The 19,089-nt window shown below is 48.0% G+C and carries 15 protein-coding genes; 12 read left to right on the top strand and 3 right to left on the bottom strand.

Annotated elements, in window-relative coordinates; all coding sequences use genetic code 11:
- Window positions 1-7: 7 nt before the first annotated feature.
- Window positions 8-1,132, top strand: coding sequence for an alpha/beta hydrolase (locus ACO08K_RS22180; RefSeq protein WP_421798660.1), 1,125 nt, complete (start codon window positions 8-10; stop codon window positions 1,130-1,132).
- Window positions 1,133-1,342: 210 nt separating this feature from the next.
- On the opposite strand, the gene ACO08K_RS22175 is transcribed toward ACO08K_RS22180, so the two are convergent.
- Complete coding sequence (locus tag ACO08K_RS22175; RefSeq protein ID WP_421798659.1) at window positions 1,343-2,296, bottom strand: alpha/beta hydrolase fold domain-containing protein; 954 nt, start codon at window positions 2,294-2,296, stop codon at window positions 1,343-1,345.
- 4 nt (window positions 2,297-2,300) lie between these two features.
- Window positions 2,301-2,750 carry a MarR family winged helix-turn-helix transcriptional regulator gene (locus tag ACO08K_RS22170; protein WP_421798658.1) on the bottom strand — a complete coding sequence of 150 codons (450 nt, stop codon included), beginning with the start codon at window positions 2,748-2,750 and terminating at the stop codon, window positions 2,301-2,303.
- Window positions 2,751-2,922: 172 nt separating this feature from the next.
- On the opposite strand from ACO08K_RS22170, the gene ACO08K_RS22165 reads away from it, so the two are divergent.
- The 11 genes from ACO08K_RS22165 (at window position 2,923) to ACO08K_RS22115 (ending at window position 16,529) form a co-directional block, all read left to right on the top strand.
- Window positions 2,923-4,737, top strand: coding sequence for an acyl-CoA dehydrogenase (locus ACO08K_RS22165; RefSeq protein ID WP_421798657.1), 1,815 nt, complete (start codon window positions 2,923-2,925; stop codon window positions 4,735-4,737).
- A gap of 5 nt (window positions 4,738-4,742) precedes the next feature.
- Window positions 4,743-5,981 carry a flavin-dependent oxidoreductase gene (locus ACO08K_RS22160; protein ID WP_421798656.1) on the top strand — a complete coding sequence of 413 codons (1,239 nt, stop codon included), beginning with the start codon at window positions 4,743-4,745 and terminating at the stop codon, window positions 5,979-5,981.
- Between the two features lie 5 nt (window positions 5,982-5,986).
- A complete protein-coding gene (locus tag ACO08K_RS22155) occupies window positions 5,987-6,520 on the top strand; it encodes a DUF3237 domain-containing protein (protein ID WP_421798655.1) in 534 nt (177 codons plus the stop codon).
- 56 nt (window positions 6,521-6,576) lie between these two features.
- Window positions 6,577-7,578 carry a sugar phosphate isomerase/epimerase family protein gene (locus tag ACO08K_RS22150; protein WP_421798654.1) on the top strand — a complete coding sequence of 334 codons (1,002 nt, stop codon included), beginning with the start codon at window positions 6,577-6,579 and terminating at the stop codon, window positions 7,576-7,578.
- 134 nt (window positions 7,579-7,712) lie between these two features.
- Entirely contained in the window at window positions 7,713-8,741 is a 1,029-nt protein-coding gene (locus ACO08K_RS22145; protein WP_421798653.1) for an alpha/beta hydrolase, read from the top strand.
- 314 nt (window positions 8,742-9,055) lie between these two features.
- On the top strand, window positions 9,056-10,372 hold the full coding sequence (locus ACO08K_RS22140; protein WP_421798652.1) for a spinster family MFS transporter: 1,317 nt from the start codon (window positions 9,056-9,058) through the stop codon (window positions 10,370-10,372).
- Between the two features lie 17 nt (window positions 10,373-10,389).
- Window positions 10,390-11,157: a 3-hydroxyacyl-CoA dehydrogenase gene (locus ACO08K_RS22135; protein ID WP_421798651.1), complete on the top strand. Its 768-nt coding sequence runs from the start codon at window positions 10,390-10,392 to the stop codon at window positions 11,155-11,157.
- A 5-nt stretch (window positions 11,158-11,162) separates the two neighbouring features.
- The gene (locus ACO08K_RS22130) at window positions 11,163-11,933 is read left to right on the top strand and encodes a crotonase/enoyl-CoA hydratase family protein (RefSeq protein WP_421798650.1); all 771 of its coding nucleotides are present in this window, start codon (window positions 11,163-11,165) and stop codon (window positions 11,931-11,933) included.
- Window positions 11,930-13,747 carry a feruloyl-CoA synthase gene (locus ACO08K_RS22125; RefSeq protein ID WP_421798649.1) on the top strand — a complete coding sequence of 606 codons (1,818 nt, stop codon included), beginning with the start codon at window positions 11,930-11,932 and terminating at the stop codon, window positions 13,745-13,747. Before ACO08K_RS22130 ends, ACO08K_RS22125 begins: the two co-directional genes overlap by 4 nt.
- A gap of 82 nt (window positions 13,748-13,829) precedes the next feature.
- Window positions 13,830-14,699, top strand: coding sequence for an amidohydrolase family protein (locus ACO08K_RS22120; protein WP_421798648.1), 870 nt, complete (start codon window positions 13,830-13,832; stop codon window positions 14,697-14,699).
- Window positions 14,700-15,059: 360 nt separating this feature from the next.
- Window positions 15,060-16,529 (top strand): acetyl-CoA carboxylase biotin carboxylase subunit, encoded by a 1,470-nt coding sequence (locus ACO08K_RS22115; protein ID WP_421798647.1) that lies wholly within the window; start codon window positions 15,060-15,062, stop codon window positions 16,527-16,529.
- A gap of 82 nt (window positions 16,530-16,611) precedes the next feature.
- Here the strand turns inward: ACO08K_RS22115 and ACO08K_RS22110 are convergent, their stop codons facing one another.
- Complete coding sequence (locus tag ACO08K_RS22110; protein WP_421798646.1) at window positions 16,612-18,993, bottom strand: LamG-like jellyroll fold domain-containing protein; 2,382 nt, start codon at window positions 18,991-18,993, stop codon at window positions 16,612-16,614.
- Between the last annotated feature and the right edge of the window lie 96 nt (window positions 18,994-19,089).

The raw sequence follows: 19,089 nt of genomic DNA, 5'->3' as shown, positions 1-19,089 counted from the left end.
CCTGAATATGAAAAACCTGCTCTGCTTTTTCTTGTTGCTCAGTTCTGTCGGTCTTTTTGCCCAAAGCGGCGTCGCCAAAATTGACACGGGTATCATCAAAGGCGCCAAATACCGCATCCTCTTTCCTGAAAACTGGAAAGGGAAGTTGGTCATGTATGCGCATGGCTACGAGTTTATGGGCGCAAGTCCCCGGCAAAGCCAAAATCCAGGTTTTATTTCCAACATGAAACCTTTTCTCGACCGGGGCTTTGCCGTGGCCGCTTCCGATTATTCCAAACAAGGGTATGCTATGCCCGAGGGAATTGAAGATACAGAAGCACTGCGCAACTACTTCGTCAAAACCTACGGGAAACCCGACTCAACCTTCATGGTAGGGCATTCCATGGGCGGTGGCATTACACTGGGGATCATGGAAAATTATGGCCAAAGTTACATGGGGGGATTGCCTTTGTGTCCCCTTTCCAGCCGGCCTTATTTGCAGGTGCGCAAGGAGTTTGACTTATATGCTACCTTCAATGGCCTATTTCCAGGGATCGCTTCAAAACTCTCCGACATTTTTGATTTGAACAAACCGGTGGCTGCCATGTCGTTTCGGGAAATGATGCCCAGAGTTGCGGCGATTCGCAAAGCCATTGTGGCCAAAGATTCGCTACTGGGGCTGGCTGTGGCCAAACGTTTTGACCTCAAGTTTGACGACTTGGCCTTTACTTTGATGTTTAGTGAAAACGTTTTGCGCGATGTGGCCCAAAAAGCCAAAGGCAATCCTTTTGACAATACCAATACGGTGTACAGTGGCTTTCCCAATGACAAAGAAGTGAACCTGAAAGCCGAGCGACTCGCCGCTACTCCTGGAGCTGACAAATTGTTTGTAGCTTATGACCGCACCGGGAATGTGGACAAACCCATCGTGCTGATGCATACCTTGTACGACCAGTTGATCCCACCGAATTATGCGGTGACCAACTACGAAAACATGCTTCAGGGACGTGGGAAAAGTCAGTTTTTGACTGTCTTGTACACCAATGGGCAGGCGCATTGCCAGTTTACACCACAGCAAACCGGAGTGGCTTTTGATGCCTTGCGGTCTTGGGTGAAGACGGGGAAGAAGGCGCAGGCGAGGTTTTTGGAGTGAGGCCGAGACGCCATGCCACCAAAGCGACATGATTTAATCACAAAGAAAAAATGAGGACGCGAAGGACACAAAGTTATACGTTGACGGAGCTTTCATTTATAATTTAAGCCCTTGTCAACGTCTAACTTTGTGTCCTCTGTGCACCTTTGTGTTTTCTTTGTGAAAAAAAGTGTCGCTTTTGCGATTATTAAAAATTAGTGATGACGCCCTTTACTTCTTTTTCTTCAACTCCTTCCTGAAAAATTCCACCATTTTCGCATAATACCCCGCTTCCATCACCCCCGGCCCATGTTGTCCGCCCGGAACAATCACCAATTCACTTTGTACTCCCGCCTTGTGTAGGGTCTCATACAATTTTTCACTCTGGCAGTGAGGCACCAAATTGTCCTTGTCCCCATGAAAAATCAAAAACGGTGGCGTTTTGGCCGAAACATAAGTCATTGGATTCGCCAAGGCACATTGCACCTTGTTCTCCTGAATCGGGCCGCCCACCAGCGAAGATTCTGGTGATTTGGCTTCATTGTGGGCAAAGGAACTTCCACATTCGTCCATGATCAGGAAATCAGTAGGGCCAAACCAGTCGACCACTGCATCCACCGCGCTACTTTCCTGAGTGTATTTGCCCAGGTTCCCCTCCAGATCTATTTTACTGCCTTCAATTTCAAAATCTTTAATCCCACTGCTCGTCCCGGTAAAAGCCGACAAATGGCCGCCTGAGGACCAACCGGTGATGCCCACAAAATTGTTATCTATTCCAAATTTTTCACTATTACCCCGAATAAAACGAATCGCCGCCCTAACATCCTGAATTTGGGCAGGAAAACGCCCATCGGTACTGGAACGGTGATTGACATTCACCACCGCAAAACCCGCATTGAGCAAAACCTGCCCTAAACCCGTGCTAAAAACGGTTCCTTTGGAGTTATTGGAAAACCAGGCACTGCCATACACACAAACAATAACCGGAAAAGGCTTTTTTCCTTTGGCGGGTAGGTGCACATCCAGTCGATGGCCGATGTGGCCGTCGCCCACATAGTCAATATCCAGCCAGTAGCGGGAGGATTGAATGGCTGTTTTTTCAGCATTGATGTCGCGAGCTTGTGCCATCAGCAGGGAATTAATGCCCAGAAAAATAAACAACAGCAGTTGATATCGAATCATCATTTGATCACTTTGCAGCTTTTGGCTTTTCTTCGCCCTCTTCTTTGATGTTTCCCAAAATTTTCCCTATCGACCCGCGAAAAACCTCTTTCTCTTTGACCTTAAGCTTTTTAAGCAATTTTTCTTCAAACACATCCATGGCCGCATTGCAGATTTCCAACACCTCTTTTCCCTTATCCGTTAGGGTAATGCGCAAAATACGTTTATGGTTGGGATCGGTATTCCGCTCCAGCAAATCCTTGCGCTGTAAGGTGGTCACCACCTCATTCATGGATTGGGGAGTCATCAAAAATCGACGCGACAATTGAGCGGAGGACAAATCGGTTTCGTTGTCCCCCACAAAGTTGAGGATGATGAACTGGGAGGGAGTAATATCGTACGCGCCTAAAATTTTGATCATGTTGGCCGTAACTTCCGTTTCCAGGCGTTTGATTAAATAGATGGTTCTAGCAGGCATACAAATGGGTTATGGGCTTTTAATGGGCTTGTTTTTGTACAGGCTACAAAAATAGAAAAATAGCCTACAGCGTAAACAAAGTACGGAAAGCATTTTTAATTTTGTTAGTTTTGTAAGGCTACCTTAAACTTACTTTACAATTTTCTACATCACCATCAATCGCTAAAAAAGCATGGCGGAAAAAACCTTCTCACGCCGCAACTTGGATTTCATTCTGTTTGAAACCTTACAGGTGGAAAAGCTCCAACAATTCGATTATTTCAAGGCTCACGACCGGGAAACATACGGATTTACACTGGACATCGCCAGCGACCTCGCCAAACAAATCATGCAACCCGCCTACCAGGAATCCGATCGGCAGCAACCGGAACTGATCGATGGGCAGGTAAAGGTTCATGCCAGTGTGCACAGTTTCATCAAGGCCTTCAGCGAAGCGGGTCTGATGGCCGCACCTTTCTCTGAAACCTGGGGAGGAATGCAATTGCCCAAAACCATTGCCGCCGCTGCCGAGTTCATCATGGGCAGCGCCCACAATAGTTTGGTGATGTACACCGACCTGAGCAAAGGAGCGGCGAACCTGATTTACACCTTTGGCAATGAAGCACAAAAGGCTCTGTTTTTGCCCAAAATGTTATCTGGCGAGTGGATGGGTACCATGTGCCTGACCGAGCCACAGGCGGGTAGTTCGCTCTCGGATGTTGCCACGGCAGCGAGCCCACAGCCCGATGGCACTTATTTAATCAAAGGGCAAAAGATCTTCATTTCCGCCGGAGATCAGGACGTAACTGACAATATTGTGCACCTCGTGCTGGCGCGGGTTGATGGTGCGCCCAAAGGTACTAAGGGAATTTCTTTGTTTGTTGTGCCCAAAAAACGCTTGAATGATGCCGGGGCTTTGGAAGACAACGACGTCGTTTCCATCGGAATTTACCACAAAATGGGGCAAAAAGCCACCCCCGCCATGCACCTGGAATTTGGGGCACAAGGGGATTGTGTAGGGTACCTTTTGGGGGAAATGAACCGGGGTTTGCCCCATATGTTTTTGATGATGAATGGGGCCCGGTTGGGTGTTGGTATGGGTGGCATCCACATCGCTTCGGCGGCCTATTATGCCTCTCTCCAATATGCCCAGGAACGCCCACAAGGACGCCGTTTGAACAAAAAAGAAGCACTGGTAGAACCCGTTTCCATCATCCAGCATCCCGACGTGCGGCGGATGTTGTTTTTGCAAAAGGCCATCGTGGAAGGTGGCCTTTGCTTGGTGCTACAATGTTACCAGTACCTGGATTTGGAAAAGGTACACGCCGAGGAGCCCGAGCTCAAAAAGCATTACAATCAATTGCTGGAATTGCTCACCCCCGTAGCAAAAACCTATGGTGCAGAGATGGGCTTTGTAGCGGTCAATCAAGGGTTACAAGTGCTGGGCGGCTATGGCTATACCGAAGACTTCCCGTTGGAACAACTTGCTCGCGACGTGCGCATCATGAGCCTTTACGAAGGCACTACGGGCATCCAGTCCCAAGCCCTATTGGGTCGACAAGTAGTAGGCAATCAGGGCAAGACCCTGGTAATCTGGTACAACGAAGTTGGCAAAACCATCCACCCTGCCGAGCACGACCCTACTTTGGGTCCTTACTGGGAGGCATTGATGGCTTCCCTGCGCCAGTTCCAAAAAGTCACCGCCCATCAATTCAAACTGGCTACCGAAGGTGACATGGAAGTGCTCCTGGCCGATGCCAATTTGTACATGGAAGCATTTGGCATTTTGAATGTAGCTTGGCAATGGCTACTGCAGGGCATTGCAGCGGTTGAAGCCCTTAAAAAAGTGGGGATTCAGGGCGAAGAGCTCACCTTTTACCAATCCAAAATTGAAACCTTGCGCTTTTATTTCCACTACGAACTGCCCCGTCTGCAAGGATTGTATAGCCGTTTGCAGGAGGACATCCATTTGACTATTTTTGATGAAGAAAGTGAGTTTTTAATCTGATTCCTATGAAAATCATCATTGCCGGAGCGGGTATTGGCGGCCTGACCGCGGCCCTTTGCCTCAATGAAGCAGGCTTCGAAGTTGAAATATTTGAATCGGTCAAAAGTGTCAAACCCCTGGGTGTGGGCATCAACCTCCTCCCCCACTCGGTGCGGGTATTGACCAACCTGGACCTTGACGAAAAAATCGCCGAATCTGCTGTAGAAACCCGAGACCTGGTCTATGCCAACAAACATGGACAAATTTTTTGGGAAGAGCCCCGGGGCCGTTTTGCTGGCTACAAATGGCCACAGTTTTCCGTTCATCGGGGTACTTTACAAATGCTGCTTTTGGAAGAGGTAGAAAGGAGATTGGGCGCAGATAGTATCAAAACCCAACACCATTTGTCGGCTTTTGAGGAAACCGATCATGGAGTTACAGCCACTTTTATCAACCGAGAAACTGGGGAACTTCAAGCCCAGGTTAGCGGCGACCTACTGATTGGGGCCGATGGCATTAATTCGGTGTTGCGCCAACTTCTGTACCCCAGGGAGGGGGAAGTAAAATATTCAGGCAACGTCCTGTACCGGGGCACCACCCTAATGAAACCCTTCCTGAATGCTGCTTCCATGGTAATGATTGGGCACCTGGGACAAAAAATGGTGGTCTATCCCATCCAGTCCGAACTCAACAGCGATGGTTTACAATTGATCAACTGGGTGGGCAACCTGCGCGAGGGAGCAGATTATCAGCTCAAAGTACGCGACTGGAATCGACAAGCAGATAAAGAAAGACTACTCAGCATTTATGAAAACTGGAAATTCGATTGGCTAGATGTACCCACCATGATTGCCGGGGCGGAAAGCATCTACGAATTCCCGATGTCGGATCGTGATCCTCTGCCACGCTGGACCTTTGGGCGGGTGACCCTCCTCGGTGACGCTGCGCATCCGATGTATCCGATTGGTTCCAATGGTGCTTCGCAGGCCATTTTAGATGCTGATGCACTTACTACAGCTTTGATCGAAGAACCCAATTGGCAAAGTGCCCTGGATCGCTACGATGCGGAACGGGTACCTGCTACTGCCAAAGTGGTTTTGCAAAACCGCCAAAAGGGGCCGGACTTCATCATGGATTTGATGGAAGAACGATTCCCGGAGGGTTTTACTCCAGATCAAATTCCGCAGGAAGAACTGGCTGGAATTATGGAGCAATACAAACAAATTGCGGGTTTTGACATCAAATCCTTGAACGCCAAAATGTAGCTACCATGAAAATAAGCATTCCTGTTGTTTTCCTTTTCACCTTCATCTTTTTTACCCAAAATAGCATGGCCCAGCAGAACCTTGCCGATCCCAAACTAGAATTTGCTTTTGAAGCAACCATCACCCTCGATCCACCCCAGGAATTAGGTATGACTGCTTATGGCAAACGGCGCATCATTCCGATTACCGGTGGTACTTTTGCTGGCCCCAATATCAAGGGGAGCATCCTACCAGGCGGTGCCGATTGGCAGACGGTCCGTGCAGATGGCACCGCAGATCTGGAAGCCCGTTACACGCTAAAAACCGACGATGGGGTGCTAATTTACATCAACAATAAGGGTATTCGGACTGGAAAACCGGAGGTGCTGGCGCGTTTGGGGAAGGGCGAAAAAGTTGACCCTTCCGAGTATTACATGCGCACTTATGCTACTTTTGAGGTGACTGGTGAAAAGTATTCCTGGTTGGCCAAGTCCGTTTTTGTGGCGACCGGGATGCGAAATGCCAATAGTGTGATCATCCGCTTCTTTCGAGTGCTTTAACTACCTGATATTTATATAAATTGTTAGGGTTTCTTCAACACAATCAACACAACATCATGAAACAAATGAACTACATCATGAGACGCAGTTTTTTAAGCATTGCGCTCCTTCTTGGTGCGGGTATAATGACCAGCAATTATTGGGACGCGCTGGCACCCAAGCCCAAGTCAAAATTTGCTGGTGTGCAAATTGGCGCCATCACCTATTCCTTCCGCAGTATGCCACACGACATCGACCAGTTGTTGCAATTTTGCATCGACGCCAATGTCAGCGCCCTGGAATTAATGGGTGATCCTGCTGAAACCTACGCTGGCAAACCAGCTTCACCAGTACGCATGGGGCCACCGCCCGCAGGTGGTCAGCGCCCTCAAATGACCGATGAGCAAAGAGCCCAAATTGCGGAATACAATAAAAAAGTAGCAGAATGGCGGGCAACGGTTTCAATGGATAAATTTGTGGAAATCCGCAAAAAATTCAACAAAGCTGGCATCACCATTTATGCCTTCAAACCCAATGCTTTTGGTCCAAACAATACCGATGCTGAAGTAGAATACGGCATGCGGGCGGCTAAAGCACTCGGCGCCACTTCGGTTACGCTTGAAATGCCCACCGATTCAAAACAGACCCAACGTTTGGGCGACCTAGGGGCAAAAAACAAGGTTTACGTTGGTTATCACGCACATACGCAGGCAACTGACGTTCTGTGGGACGAGGCACTCCGCCAATCTCCCTACAATTCCATCAACCTGGATGCAGGCCATTACATCGCCGCAGGTGGTAAAAACACCAAAGAAACTCTCTTGGCTTTCATCGAGGCCAAACACGACCGCATCACCAGCATGCACGTTAAAGACCGCACCACACCTGAGCACGGTGCTGGCAACCTGGAATGGGGCAAGGGTGACACGCCACTAAAGGAGATGTTGCAATTGATGAAAACCAAAAAATACAAATTCCCGGCTACAGTGGAGTTGGAATATACCGTTCCAGAAGGTTCCAATGCGGTGAAGGAAGTGGCGAAATGTGTGGAATATGCGAAGAAGTTGTTGATAGAGTAAGTTGGGTAAACTTGAAGTATCCCAAAATTCTTGAAACATTCTAAAAGCGACATTTCTTTGTGATAAAGAAATGTCGCTTTTATGATGTAGCATGTACCACCAATTAGACTGCTTAATTTAATAAACCACTTGACATGAGAATAACGCTGACCATCCTCTGCATTTTTTGCCTAACCCTCCCCTCTTTTTCCCAAAACAACGGTGGCAAAATCATCACCCAAATCATCCAATCCAAAGCCCTGCAAAACCCCGGCGGCGAAAACCCCAATCGTCGAATCTCCGTTTACCTCCCGCCCCAGTACGAGCAAAGCGGTCAGCGTTACCCAGTCATCTATTACTTGCATGGTTTTATGGGCACGGACAGCATTAGCCCCAACATGAAAATGATTTTGGACCAGGGCATCAATGCCCGAAAAATCCGGCCCTTTATCCTGGTTATTGCCAGTCAGTACACCCTCTATGAAGGCAGTTTTTACAGCAATTCCAGTCTGACAGGCAATTGGGTAGATTTTACCGCTCAGGAACTGGTGAGCCATATGGACAAAAATTTCCGTACCCTGGCCAAACGCGAAAGCAGGGGCATTGGCGGGAATTCCATGGGTGGTTATGGTGCCTTTAAAATTGGGATGTTGCACCCCGAAGTATTCAGTAGTGTTTATGCGCTCAGCCCGGGTTTATTGGCTTTTGTTAAGGAATTTGGGCCAAATAGCACCTCTTATCGTGAGCTACAGAACATCAAGACCCAGGAAGAATTGAAAAAAACGTATTACCCCAAAGTTTTAGTGGCTGTAGCCCGGGCATGGTCACCCAATCCTGCCAAAGCGCCCTTTTATTGCGATCTACCTTTTACTTACGAGGGAGAAAAGATGGTGGTCAATCAGGCCGTATTGGAAAAATGGGAGCAAAATATGCCCGTTTATATAGTTGACAAATATGCTGACAACCTGCGTAAATTGACGGCCATTAAGATGGACTGGGGGCGCAACGATGCCCCACGTTTCCCCATTCAAATCGGAATGCTCAGTCAGCGTCTGGAAAATCTGGGTATCAACCACTACGTCGAAGAGTACATTGGTGATCATGGCAATAAAATCTGGAGCAAAGATGGTCGGGTGCTCAATGACCTGTTGCCCTTCTTCAACGATTACCTCAGTTTTGAGTAAAAAAAAGGAGCCGGCGCTTCTCCGGCTCCACATTAAACACTAATAATGTATAAAACCAATCTTAAATTCCACGCTGAAAAATGTACAATAGTGAAATGTACATTTATTTTATAATTGTCAAAACTACAATTATTTCCCTAAACAATCCACTCTGCTTTGCTTTTTTTTCCCGGTTTAACTTTGGTTTAACAATTAGTTATTGAATCTCTGGTAAAAATTTTTCTTACCCCTTGATAAAAAAGCGGCACAAAGCTAGGCAGAGAATCAGGTTTCCTTATATTTGTCAATAACCTACATCACCAATCGCCTACACCATGTCTGACCCTCAACCTGCAAAGTTGCGCTATGCCTGGTACGTTGTCATCGTACTCATGCTGGCCAATGTGTCCTCCTTTATCGACCGCCAGATTTTAGCACTGCTGGTAGGGCCGATCAAGCGAGATTTACATTTATCCGATACCGAAATGAGTTTGCTCATGGGTTTTAGCTTTGCCTTGTTTTATACCCTTTTTGGCATCTTTATCGGCCATTTTGCTGATAAATTTAATCGCCGAAACATCATCATTGCGGGGGTGACGATATGGAGTTTGATGACCGCACTTTGTGGTGGGATCAAAAATTACACCCAGTTCTTCTTTGCACGAATGGGGGTAGGTGTGGGCGAGGCGACTTTATCCCCTTCGGCTTATTCACTGATTTCAGATTATTTTCCGCCCAGCAAATTGTCTCGAGCCTTAAGTACCTATTCCATGGGCGTGTTTTTGGGAATGGGCTTGGCGATAGTGGTCGGTGCAGGTTTGATCAGTGCCCTGCCTACCGAAGGCATGGTGCACATTCCAATTTTTGGATCCATTTACCCTTGGCAATTGATGTTTTTTTACATCGGCCTTCCTGGATTATTGATTGCATTGTTGGTAATGAGCATTAAAGAACCGGACCGCAAAGAAAGCCTGGAACAGCAAAAAATAGCGAAACCAAGCCTAAGCGAAGCACTACAAATCATATGGCAAAACCGCAGCGCTTATTCCGCCATTGTGTTGGGCACTTCTTTTACCGCCTTTGCCAACTATGGTACTTCCGCCTGGGTTCCAACTTTTTTTAACCGCACTTTTGATTGGGCCATGCCTGTGATAGGGTTAAAATTTGGTTTGATTGTGACGGTTTTTTCTGGTTTAGGTGTGCTCGTCGGTGGTTGGTTGGCAGATCGCTATGTGCGCAAGGGCGTCAAGGCTGGACGCGTGTACGTGGGGATCATTTCCGGGGTAGGCATCCTGATTTCCGCAGGTAATTTTTTGTTGGGCAATCCTGACTTGATTTTGCTGAGCCTGGCCATTCCAGCATTTTTTATGGCATTCCCCTTGGGCGCGGCGGCAGCGGCAGTTCAGGAATTGATGCCCAATCGAGTCAGAGCGCTGGCGTCCTCCATCTTCTTGTTTTTTATCAACATGGTGGGCATGGGTGGCGGCCCGTATGTGGTGGCCTTTTTTACAGATTCTGTCTTTCACGATGAGAGCATGATTCGCTATTCACTCGTGGCATTGTACCTGATTGGTGGCGTCGCTACGGTTCTTTGCTTTTGGTTGGGATTGAAGCCTTATCAGCGGATTTTAACTGCGAGGGCAGCTGTTTAGCCTTTAAATTTTAGAACATGACCATATCAAACCATACATTTTTCATCACGGGCGCAGCATCTGGCCTCGGCCTGGCTACCGCTCAAATGGTCATTGAGGAGGGCGGGCAAGTGCTCTTGGCGGACATCAATGCAGAGGCGGGTGCTCAGGCTGAAAAAAAACTTGGCCCCAAAGCAAAATTTGTGGCCACCGACGTCAGCGATGAAGAGAGTGTAAAAAATGCTTTGGAAGAAGGACTGAAGCATTTTGGTCGCTTCGATGGAGTGGTCAATTGTGCCGGGATTGGGCCTGCGGAACGGGTTTTGGGTCGCAATGGAATTCATTCGCTCGCTTCTTTTTCCAAAGTAATTGAAATCAATTTGGTTGGCGCTTTTAATGTGATTCGGCTCTTGGTTGAACACATGCAGAGCAACCCTGCCGGAGCAAGCGGCGAGCGTGGCGTCATCATCAATACTGCCTCGGTAGCTGCCTTTGAAGGGCAAATCGGGCAAGCCGCCTATGCCGCCTCCAAGGGAGGCATCGTGGCCATGACCTTGCCTCTGGCCCGAGAATTTGCCCGGGTCGGTATACGGGTAATGACCATTGCGCCGGGAATTTTTGAAACCCCACTTTTGGCCAATTTACCAGAAGAAGCTCGGGTTTCCCTGGGCCAACAAGTGCCTTTTCCTTCCCGACTGGGGCAAGCTTCGGAATTTGCCGCACTCGTTCAACACATCATTGAAAACCAAATGCTGAATGGCACCGTTATCCGTCTGGATGGCGCCATTCGAATGGCTGCAAAATAAATCGTATGTACAGCGACACTTTAAAAATTGAACTCCAGGGCCAGATCCTGGTTATTGGCCTCAACCGGCCTGAAAAACGCAATGCGCTGAACGACGAAGCCATTTTAGCGCTCGAACAAGTCTTTGACCAAATGCCCCCTGGCATCAAATGTGCCATCATTTATGGGGAAGGCAAACATTTTAGTGCTGGCCTGGATCTTTCCTCCATCAAAGAACGCAACGCAGCACAGGGTGTTTTTCACTCGCGCATGTGGCATCGGGTGATGGACAAGGTGCAGTTTGGGCCAGTCCCGGTGATTGCCGCCATCCACGGAGCTTGTGTGGGTGGAGGGCTGGAACTGGCCAGCTCCTGTCATATCCGGGTGGCTGATTCCTCTACTTTTTATGCCTTACCGGAAGGCCAAAGAGGCATTTTTGTAGGAGGAGGTGCAGCGGTGAGGGTCCCCAAACTCATTGGTATGGCCCGAATGACCGACATGATGCTGACCGGGCGGGTTTATCAAGCCGAGGAGGGTTACCAGATTGGATTATCCCAGTACCTCGTTGAGGAAGGAACTGGCTTAGACAAAGCAATGGAACTGGCGCAGAAAATATGTAGCAATGTGGGCATGACCAATTTTGCTCTGGTCCAGGTGCTGCCCCGAATCGTTGAAGCTGGTCACGACAATGGTTTGATGATGGAGGCGTTAATGGCTTCCATTGCCCAGGATGCTCCGGAAGCCAAGCAGCGTCTGGTTGATTTCCTGGAAGGCCGAGCTAAAAAAGTAGGCGAATGAACCTAAAAGAAACACCCTTTTTGGAAATACCAATGGTCGAGGTCGACATCCACCGTGAAGAGGCTACGGATGGCAGCATCCGGCTTCGTTCTCGGGTTGAACTGGAAGCAGGGCCGTATCGCCTCACCGAGCGACTACAATACTGGGCAGAACAAACGCCCGAACGCACCTTCATTGCCCAAAGAAACCAACATGGCGAATGGGAGCATCTGAATTATCGGGATACCTACAATCAGGTGTGCAGCTTGGCTTCTTTTTTACAACAAACCGAGGTTTCGCTTGAGCGGCCATTGGCCATTTTATCCGAAAACAGCATTGAACACGGCTTGATGGCTCTGGCTGCTTTGCACATTGGGGTGCCTTATTCGGTAGTTACTGCGGCCTACGCTTTGCGTTCTACGGATTATGCCAAGTTCAGGCATGTGATGGAGACCTTAACTCCTGGGTTGATTTTTGTACAAAACGGAGGTGCATTTGCTCCGGCAATTGCAGCGGTTTGCCCGAACATACAAGTTGTGGCGGTTAATGACGCTAGACCAGGGAACCTCTTGTTTTCCGAAGTTTTACAAACCCCGGTCAGTCCTTCAGTTGAGGAAGCTCATCACCAAATCAAACCCGAAACCGTTGCCAAAATTTTGTTTACTTCCGGGTCAACTTCGGTACCTAAGGGCGTCATCAACACCCACGGCAACATCAGCAGCAACTGGCGGCAAATCACTCAAACTTTTCCTTTTTTCAAAAATGGCGGCCTGACCCTGATCGACTGGCTGCCCTGGAACCATACTTTTGGTGGTAATCACAATTTTGGCCTAACCTTGTACAACGGAGGAACGCTGTACATTGATGCAGGAAACCCCACCCCTGCTGGGCTACAACTCACCCTACAAAACCTGCGAGAAATAGCGCCTACCGTATATTTCAATGTACCCAAAGGCTTTGAAGAACTGGTGCATTACTTACAGGCTGATTCAGAACTTTGTCGTTTCTTTTTCAGCCGTTTACAATTGCTGTTTTACGCTGGGGCAGGAATGCCCCAGCACGTTTGGGACGCGCTGGAGCAATTGGCTTACCAGACAACTGGAAAACGGTTGTTGATATCTACTGGCCTTGGAATGACCGAAGCGAGCCCTTCCTGTATGTTTAACATCCATTACGGCAGCTTTTCGGGGATGTTGGGTACACCAGTGCCTGGTTTGGAAATGAAGTTAATTCCCAATGCCGGAAAAACCGAGGTGCGTTTCCGGGGCCCCAATCTTACGCCCGGCTATTGGCGGAATCCAGAGGCGACAGCCAAAGCTTTTGATGAAGAAGGTTTTTATTGTACTGGCGACGCTTTGAAGTTTGTGGATGAAAACAATCCCAATGCTGGATTCGTCTTTGATGGCCGGATTTCCGAAGACTTTAAACTGGATACAGGCACCTGGGTGAGTGTGGGTGTTCTTCGGGCCAAATTCATTACCGAAGCTCAGGGCTTGATTCAAGATGTGGTCATTACCGGACACGATCGGCCTTTTGTAGGCGCAATTGTTTTTCCGGAGTTGAATTATTGTCGGCGTTTGGCGGGGTTGAAAATGGGCACAAGCCTAGAGCAAATCGTCAACAATCCAGTCGTTTTAGCGGCATTAGATGATTTGCTGGAGCGTTTTGCAATACAGAGTACGGGCAGTTCGACATTGATCAAACGGGCTATTTTTGCTGATTTCCAATTGTCGATGGACAAGGGTGAAATTACGGACAAGGGCTCAATCAATCAACGCCAGGTTTTGGCCAATCACCCGGACTTGGTTGAGCAAATTTATTCAGATTTGCATTGACAAAAACTTTACACAGTTTGCGCATTCTCCTGAGGTGATTCCTTGAGTGCCTTAAGTTTCTTAGGTGGTAAAAAACAAACACATGTCCATCAATCTATCCGAGATCATCGCCATCGACGTCCATACCCACGCCGAAGTATCCTGTCGCCAACCCCACGACGATTACCGCCCGGAGTTTGACGAGGCATTCGCCAAGTATTTCAAATCCAGTCATCGGCCAACCATTCAGGAAACGGCGGACTACTACCGCTCCATCAAGATGGCCTTCGTAATGTTCACCATTGACGCTGAATATGAATTGGGCCGTCGACGCATCCCCAATGAAGAAATCGCCGAAGCCGCTCTTGAAAATGCAGACGTACTCATCCCTTTTGCCAGCATTGACCCACACAAGGGGCGGATGGGTGCCCGCGAGGCCCGGCGTTTGATTGAAGAATTTGGGGTAAAGGGCTTCAAATTTCATCCTACTGTACAAGGTTTTCACCCCAATGACCGCATGGCCTATCACCTGTACGAAGAAATCGCCGGGGCGGGGCTGCCGATGTTGTTCCACAGTGGCCACTCGGGCTTTGGCACAGGTGTAAGAGCAGGTGGAAAACTACGCCTGGAATACTCCAACCCCATCCACCTCGATGATGTAGCCATCGATTTCCCGGATGCTCCCATCATCATTGCCCATCCCTCCTGGCCCTGGCAAGATGAGGCTTTATCCGTGTGCTTACACAAGCCAAATGTGTACATTGACCTGTCAGGCTGGTCGCCGAAATACTTTCCCCCACAGTTGATCCAGTATGCAAACACTCAGCTAAAAAACAAGATGCTATTTGGCACTGATTTTCCCCTGATCACGCCGGAGCGCTGGCTGAAAGATTTTGAAGCCGCTGGATTTAAGGAGGAAGTAAGACCGCTTATTTTAAAAGAGAACGCGGTGAAGATGTTGAAATTAATCTGAGAAAAGGAGAATAAAATAATGGACTGGTCTAAATAAAAACGGTATAAAAAGAAAAAGCTGCCCTCAAATGGACAGCCCCCAATAGAACACTGTAAAATACTGTAACACAAAAATAGAATAAGGATTTTAAAATGTCAATAGGAAAATTGCATGTTTGTGTATTTTTTACACTTTGAAAGCATTGCTATCACCAATAAAAGAATTAAATTAACTGATTATCAGCTTTTTATTTTATACGTTCTTATTTAAATTTTTTTAAAAAATCTAAAAAACTTCTCTCATTCCTACTTATGACAAGTGTCATTTGGCCAAAAAAGAGAATTTACTTAGTTTACACCCGATCAAAAGAAGCACCAACACATGAAAAAAATACTCATCGCCAACCGTGGCGAAATCGCGCTGCGGGTGATGCGTAGTGCCAAAAAGATGGGCATCAAAACGGTAGCTGTATATTCTGACGCCGATCGCAATGCACCCCACGTTCGTTTTGCAGATGAGGCAGTACTGCTAGGGCCTGCCCCCTCCAACCAATCCTACCTCAAAGGAGATAAAATCATTGAAATTGCCAAAAAACTGGGCGTAGATGGCATCCATCCGGGTTATGGCTTTTTGAGTGAAAATGCCAGCTTCGCCCAGGCGGTGACTGATGCAGGCATGACCTTTATCGGCCCCACTCCCCATGCCATTGATGTTATGGGCAGTAAGTTGGCCGCCAAGGAAACAGTAAAAGCATACAATATTCCTATGGTACCCGGGGTAGACCACTCCATCAGCGACGTGAATGAAGCCAAGGCCATTGCCCAAACGGTGGGTTACCCTATCCTGATCAAAGCTTCGGCGGGAGGTGGTGGAAAAGGAATGCGGGTGGTAGAAAACGAAGCAGAACTGGCTGAACAAATGACCCGCGCCATTAGTGAAGCGACATCCGCATTTGGCGATGGTTCAGTGTTCATAGAAAAATACGTCCTGGAACCTCGGCATATTGAAATCCAGGTACTTGCTGATGCACATGGTAATGTTGTGTACTTGTTCGAACGCGAATGTAGTGTGCAGCGCAGGCACCAAAAGGTAGTAGAAGAGGCCCCTTCGGCAGTCTTGACCCCGGAAATCCGCAAAGCAATGGGAGAAGCAGCAGTGAACGTGGCCCGTTCCTGTCAGTACCTGGGTGCGGGAACCGTAGAGTTTCTGGTCGATGCTGGTTTGAATTTTTACTTCCTCGAAATGAACACCCGCCTGCAGGTGGAACACCCGGTAACCGAATACATCACTGGTTTAGACCTCGTGGAACAACAGATTCGGATTGCCCGGGGCGAAGTGCTCGCTTTTAACCAGGATGACTTGAGCATTCATGGTCACGCCATCGAACTGCGGGTTTGTGCCGAAGACCCCCTCAATAACTTCCTGCCCAGTGTAGGAACCTTACATCGTTACCGCCGCCCTGTAGGGGAACACATCAGGGTCGACGATGGTATAGAGGAAGGATCTGAGGTTCCTATTTATTACGATCCCTTGCTGGCCAAATTGGTGGTATGGGGTATCAATCGCGATGCGGCCATTCAGCGAATGTTGGAGGCCATTAGTTTGTATCAAATTGAAGGTGTAGCCACTACCCTACCCTTTGGGCGCTTTGTTTGTCAGCATGAAGCTTTTATCAGTGGCAAATTTGATACTGGCTTTGTCAAAAACCACTACTCGCCCGAAGGCATTATCGCTCAACAAAAAACTGAAGCGGAAGTAGCCGCCAAGTTGGCCTTGGAATTACTGTACCAACACAAACGGCAATTGGCAGTGCCTGATCCGGGAGGAGTGGAATGGTATACGAAAAGGTAAATGATAATTGATGAGTGATATGTGATGAGTTGTCAACGCCTCTGCGGCAGCAATTCATCACTCATCATTCATCACTCATCTCTCACCTCATCAAATGCACCCCCCCATTCAAAACTGACCTTTTTCCGCCACATTCCAATTCAATAGCGTAATAGTACACGCCAAGATTGGCTTTTTCACCTCGGATAGTGCCATCCCATTCACTGCTCAGATCAGTGCCCTGGAAGACTAGGCTGCCGTAGCGGTCGCGAATAAAAAAGCGGAGCACCTTTAATTCACTACCTGCAGCTGCCATGATTTTAAAAGAATCATTGATGCGGTCGCCATTGGGCGAAAAAGCATTAGGTACAAAAACGGCACCAACATTGAGTTTAAGGGTATAGATGCTGTCGCATAAACCCGGGCGTTGAATGGTTTTTGTGTATGTCCCGGATTGGTTGAATCCTTCAAAACTCCCGCCCGCACAAATACTCACTTCACGGGTGTTTTCGGCAATAGCGTTCACGGTAAGTCTTAAGGTGCGGATGCTATCACAACCCGCACCGCGGGCACGAAGGGTATCAATGTAGGTTCCCGTAGCATTGTACCCCAGGAAGGATTCTCCTGCACAAATCCGTTTGTCTAAACTGAATCTTTTAGCATCGGTGGCACTCAGGATCAACGTGCGAACACTATCACAGCCAATCCTCGACACCAGGGTGTCCACATAGGTACCCGGTTGGTTATAACCTTCCACCACCTCGCCAGGGCAAATACTGGCACTGATGCTGCGACTGACCGGAGGCAATACGGCCAATTGCAGAATCCGAATGCTGTCGCAGCCCTTGGCAGTTTTAAAGGTATCCCGGTAAATCCCACTGCGGGTATAGCGTTCGAAAGTTTCACCAGTACAAATGCTTTCTAAACGCTGGGCGCTCAATGGAGGAGACACCGTAAGCGTCAAGGTTCGTAAGCTATCACAGCCCGTCGAGGTTTGAAAAGTATCTCGATAAGTCCCACTACGAGAATACCCTTCAAAAGATTGACCAGAGCAAATAGTTGAGCTCGCTACTGAACTAACTGGTGGCAAAACTGTAAGTCGCAAAATATGCACACTATCACAGCCATCACTGCCTTGGAAAGTATTGGTATAAGTTCCAGAACTGCTATAGCCCCCAAAACTTTTACCGGAACAAATTTGCATCGTTTCACGGGTAGTATCCGGTTTGAGCACTGTCAACCGCACAATACGCAAGCTGTCACAACCTCGAAAATTCCTGAATGTATCCTGATAAGTGCCTGTGACCGTGTAGCCTAAAAAAGATTCACCCTGACAAATACTGCGTTCGATGGTAGTTGTGTCTGGATTAAAAATCAATAATTGAATGGTGCGGACACTGTCACAACCTACGGCATTTTTTAGAACATCCACATAAGTACCAGCTTTGGTATAACCTTCAAATGACTGCCCGGCACAAATTCCCCTGAGAATATTTGATGCCGAATGCGGTAATACCTTCAGGTTTAAGGTGCGGATACTGTCACAACCCAAACGGGTTTGGAAGGTATCAAAATAGGTACTGGTATAGGTGTAGCCAAAAGCACTTTGGCCATTACAAATGGCAGTATCAACGGTATAGCGAGGGCTGGGATTTACGGTCAGTTGAAAATAACTCACACTATCACAGCCTCGAGCAGTACGGATGGTATCGGCATAAAATCCGGCAACGCTGCGTTTGTGATACACTTCACCATCGCAAATACTGACCGGTTTGGCTATTTTTTCAGGTAAGGTATAAGAATTGTACAAATCCAGTAATTCCTGATCAGATACAGCTTTGTTGTAAATGTAGAGCTCATCGATGATCCCAATAAAAAACTCTTCGGCGCCGGGTTCATCGTGCCCAACTACCAATGGAGCATTGTTTTGGCGTACCGAGGTGAAGGGCAAGGTAACACTGGCCACCAACTGGCCATTCAAAAAAATGTCCAGTTTGCCCCGATTGAAGCGCCAAACCACAAAATTCCATTCATTGAGTTTGACCGCAAAAGGCGCCTGGTTCACAAAAACCTGGGTCGGATTGGCGAGTAGCCCCGGTTGGGTAAAGCGTACATAAGGAATCAAACTCCCACCCTGATAAGCCATGTTGAAAGGGGTGTTCAAGGAATTCGAATTGGATTTGGTGATGATCGAGACCGTGTTGCCACTGGTGGCCGTGGGAAAAACCCAACAGGCAAAAGTAAACTCGCTGGTCAGGTTATTGATGGCCGACACATTGGGCAATTCAAAATAGTCGTTGCCATCCAATTGGTAGGCAGAGCCTTTGATGCCCGGCACACAACGGGGGTTGCCAAAAATCTGGGCATCATTGCGCAGGCTACTTTTATCCTGTGCAGTGCCTTCAAAGGGATAATAGCCAATAGGCGCAGTTTGTCCGCCCAGCCACAGAGGCAGGCAGAGTAAAAACAGAATTTGGGGACGCATTTGCGAATCGGTTAGTGGGACAATTGGGGAAAGTTAGGAATTTGTGGGGAGATTGGCAAGAGGGGATTTTTGGGAATACCCGCACACTGGTTTTTT

This window comes from Haliscomenobacter sp. (genome assembly GCF_965225875.1).
Taxonomy (GTDB): Bacteria; Bacteroidota; Bacteroidia; order Chitinophagales; family Saprospiraceae; genus Haliscomenobacter.
This window is presented reverse-complemented; position numbering and strand designations above follow the sequence as displayed.

Excerpts from the sequence above, each read along its gene's own strand:
- ACO08K_RS22180 (WP_421798660.1), top strand. The coding sequence starts at position 8 with ATGAAAAACCTGCTCTGCTTTTTCTTGTTGCTCAGTTCTGTCGGTCTT.
- ACO08K_RS22175 (WP_421798659.1), bottom strand. The coding sequence starts at position 2,296 with ATGATGATTCGATATCAACTGCTGTTGTTTATTTTTCTGGGCATTAAT.
- ACO08K_RS22170 (WP_421798658.1), bottom strand. The coding sequence starts at position 2,750 with ATGCCTGCTAGAACCATCTATTTAATCAAACGCCTGGAAACGGAAGTT.
- ACO08K_RS22165 (WP_421798657.1), top strand. The coding sequence starts at position 2,923 with ATGGCGGAAAAAACCTTCTCACGCCGCAACTTGGATTTCATTCTGTTT.
- ACO08K_RS22160 (WP_421798656.1), top strand. The coding sequence starts at position 4,743 with ATGAAAATCATCATTGCCGGAGCGGGTATTGGCGGCCTGACCGCGGCC.
- ACO08K_RS22155 (WP_421798655.1), top strand. The coding sequence starts at position 5,987 with ATGAAAATAAGCATTCCTGTTGTTTTCCTTTTCACCTTCATCTTTTTT.
- ACO08K_RS22150 (WP_421798654.1), top strand. The coding sequence starts at position 6,577 with ATGAAACAAATGAACTACATCATGAGACGCAGTTTTTTAAGCATTGCG.
- ACO08K_RS22145 (WP_421798653.1), top strand. The coding sequence starts at position 7,713 with ATGAGAATAACGCTGACCATCCTCTGCATTTTTTGCCTAACCCTCCCC.
- ACO08K_RS22140 (WP_421798652.1), top strand. The coding sequence starts at position 9,056 with ATGTCTGACCCTCAACCTGCAAAGTTGCGCTATGCCTGGTACGTTGTC.
- ACO08K_RS22135 (WP_421798651.1), top strand. The coding sequence starts at position 10,390 with ATGACCATATCAAACCATACATTTTTCATCACGGGCGCAGCATCTGGC.
- ACO08K_RS22130 (WP_421798650.1), top strand. The coding sequence starts at position 11,163 with ATGTACAGCGACACTTTAAAAATTGAACTCCAGGGCCAGATCCTGGTT.
- ACO08K_RS22125 (WP_421798649.1), top strand. The coding sequence starts at position 11,930 with ATGAACCTAAAAGAAACACCCTTTTTGGAAATACCAATGGTCGAGGTC.
- ACO08K_RS22120 (WP_421798648.1), top strand. The coding sequence starts at position 13,830 with ATGTCCATCAATCTATCCGAGATCATCGCCATCGACGTCCATACCCAC.
- ACO08K_RS22115 (WP_421798647.1), top strand. The coding sequence starts at position 15,060 with ATGAAAAAAATACTCATCGCCAACCGTGGCGAAATCGCGCTGCGGGTG.
- ACO08K_RS22110 (WP_421798646.1), bottom strand. The coding sequence starts at position 18,993 with ATGCGTCCCCAAATTCTGTTTTTACTCTGCCTGCCTCTGTGGCTGGGC.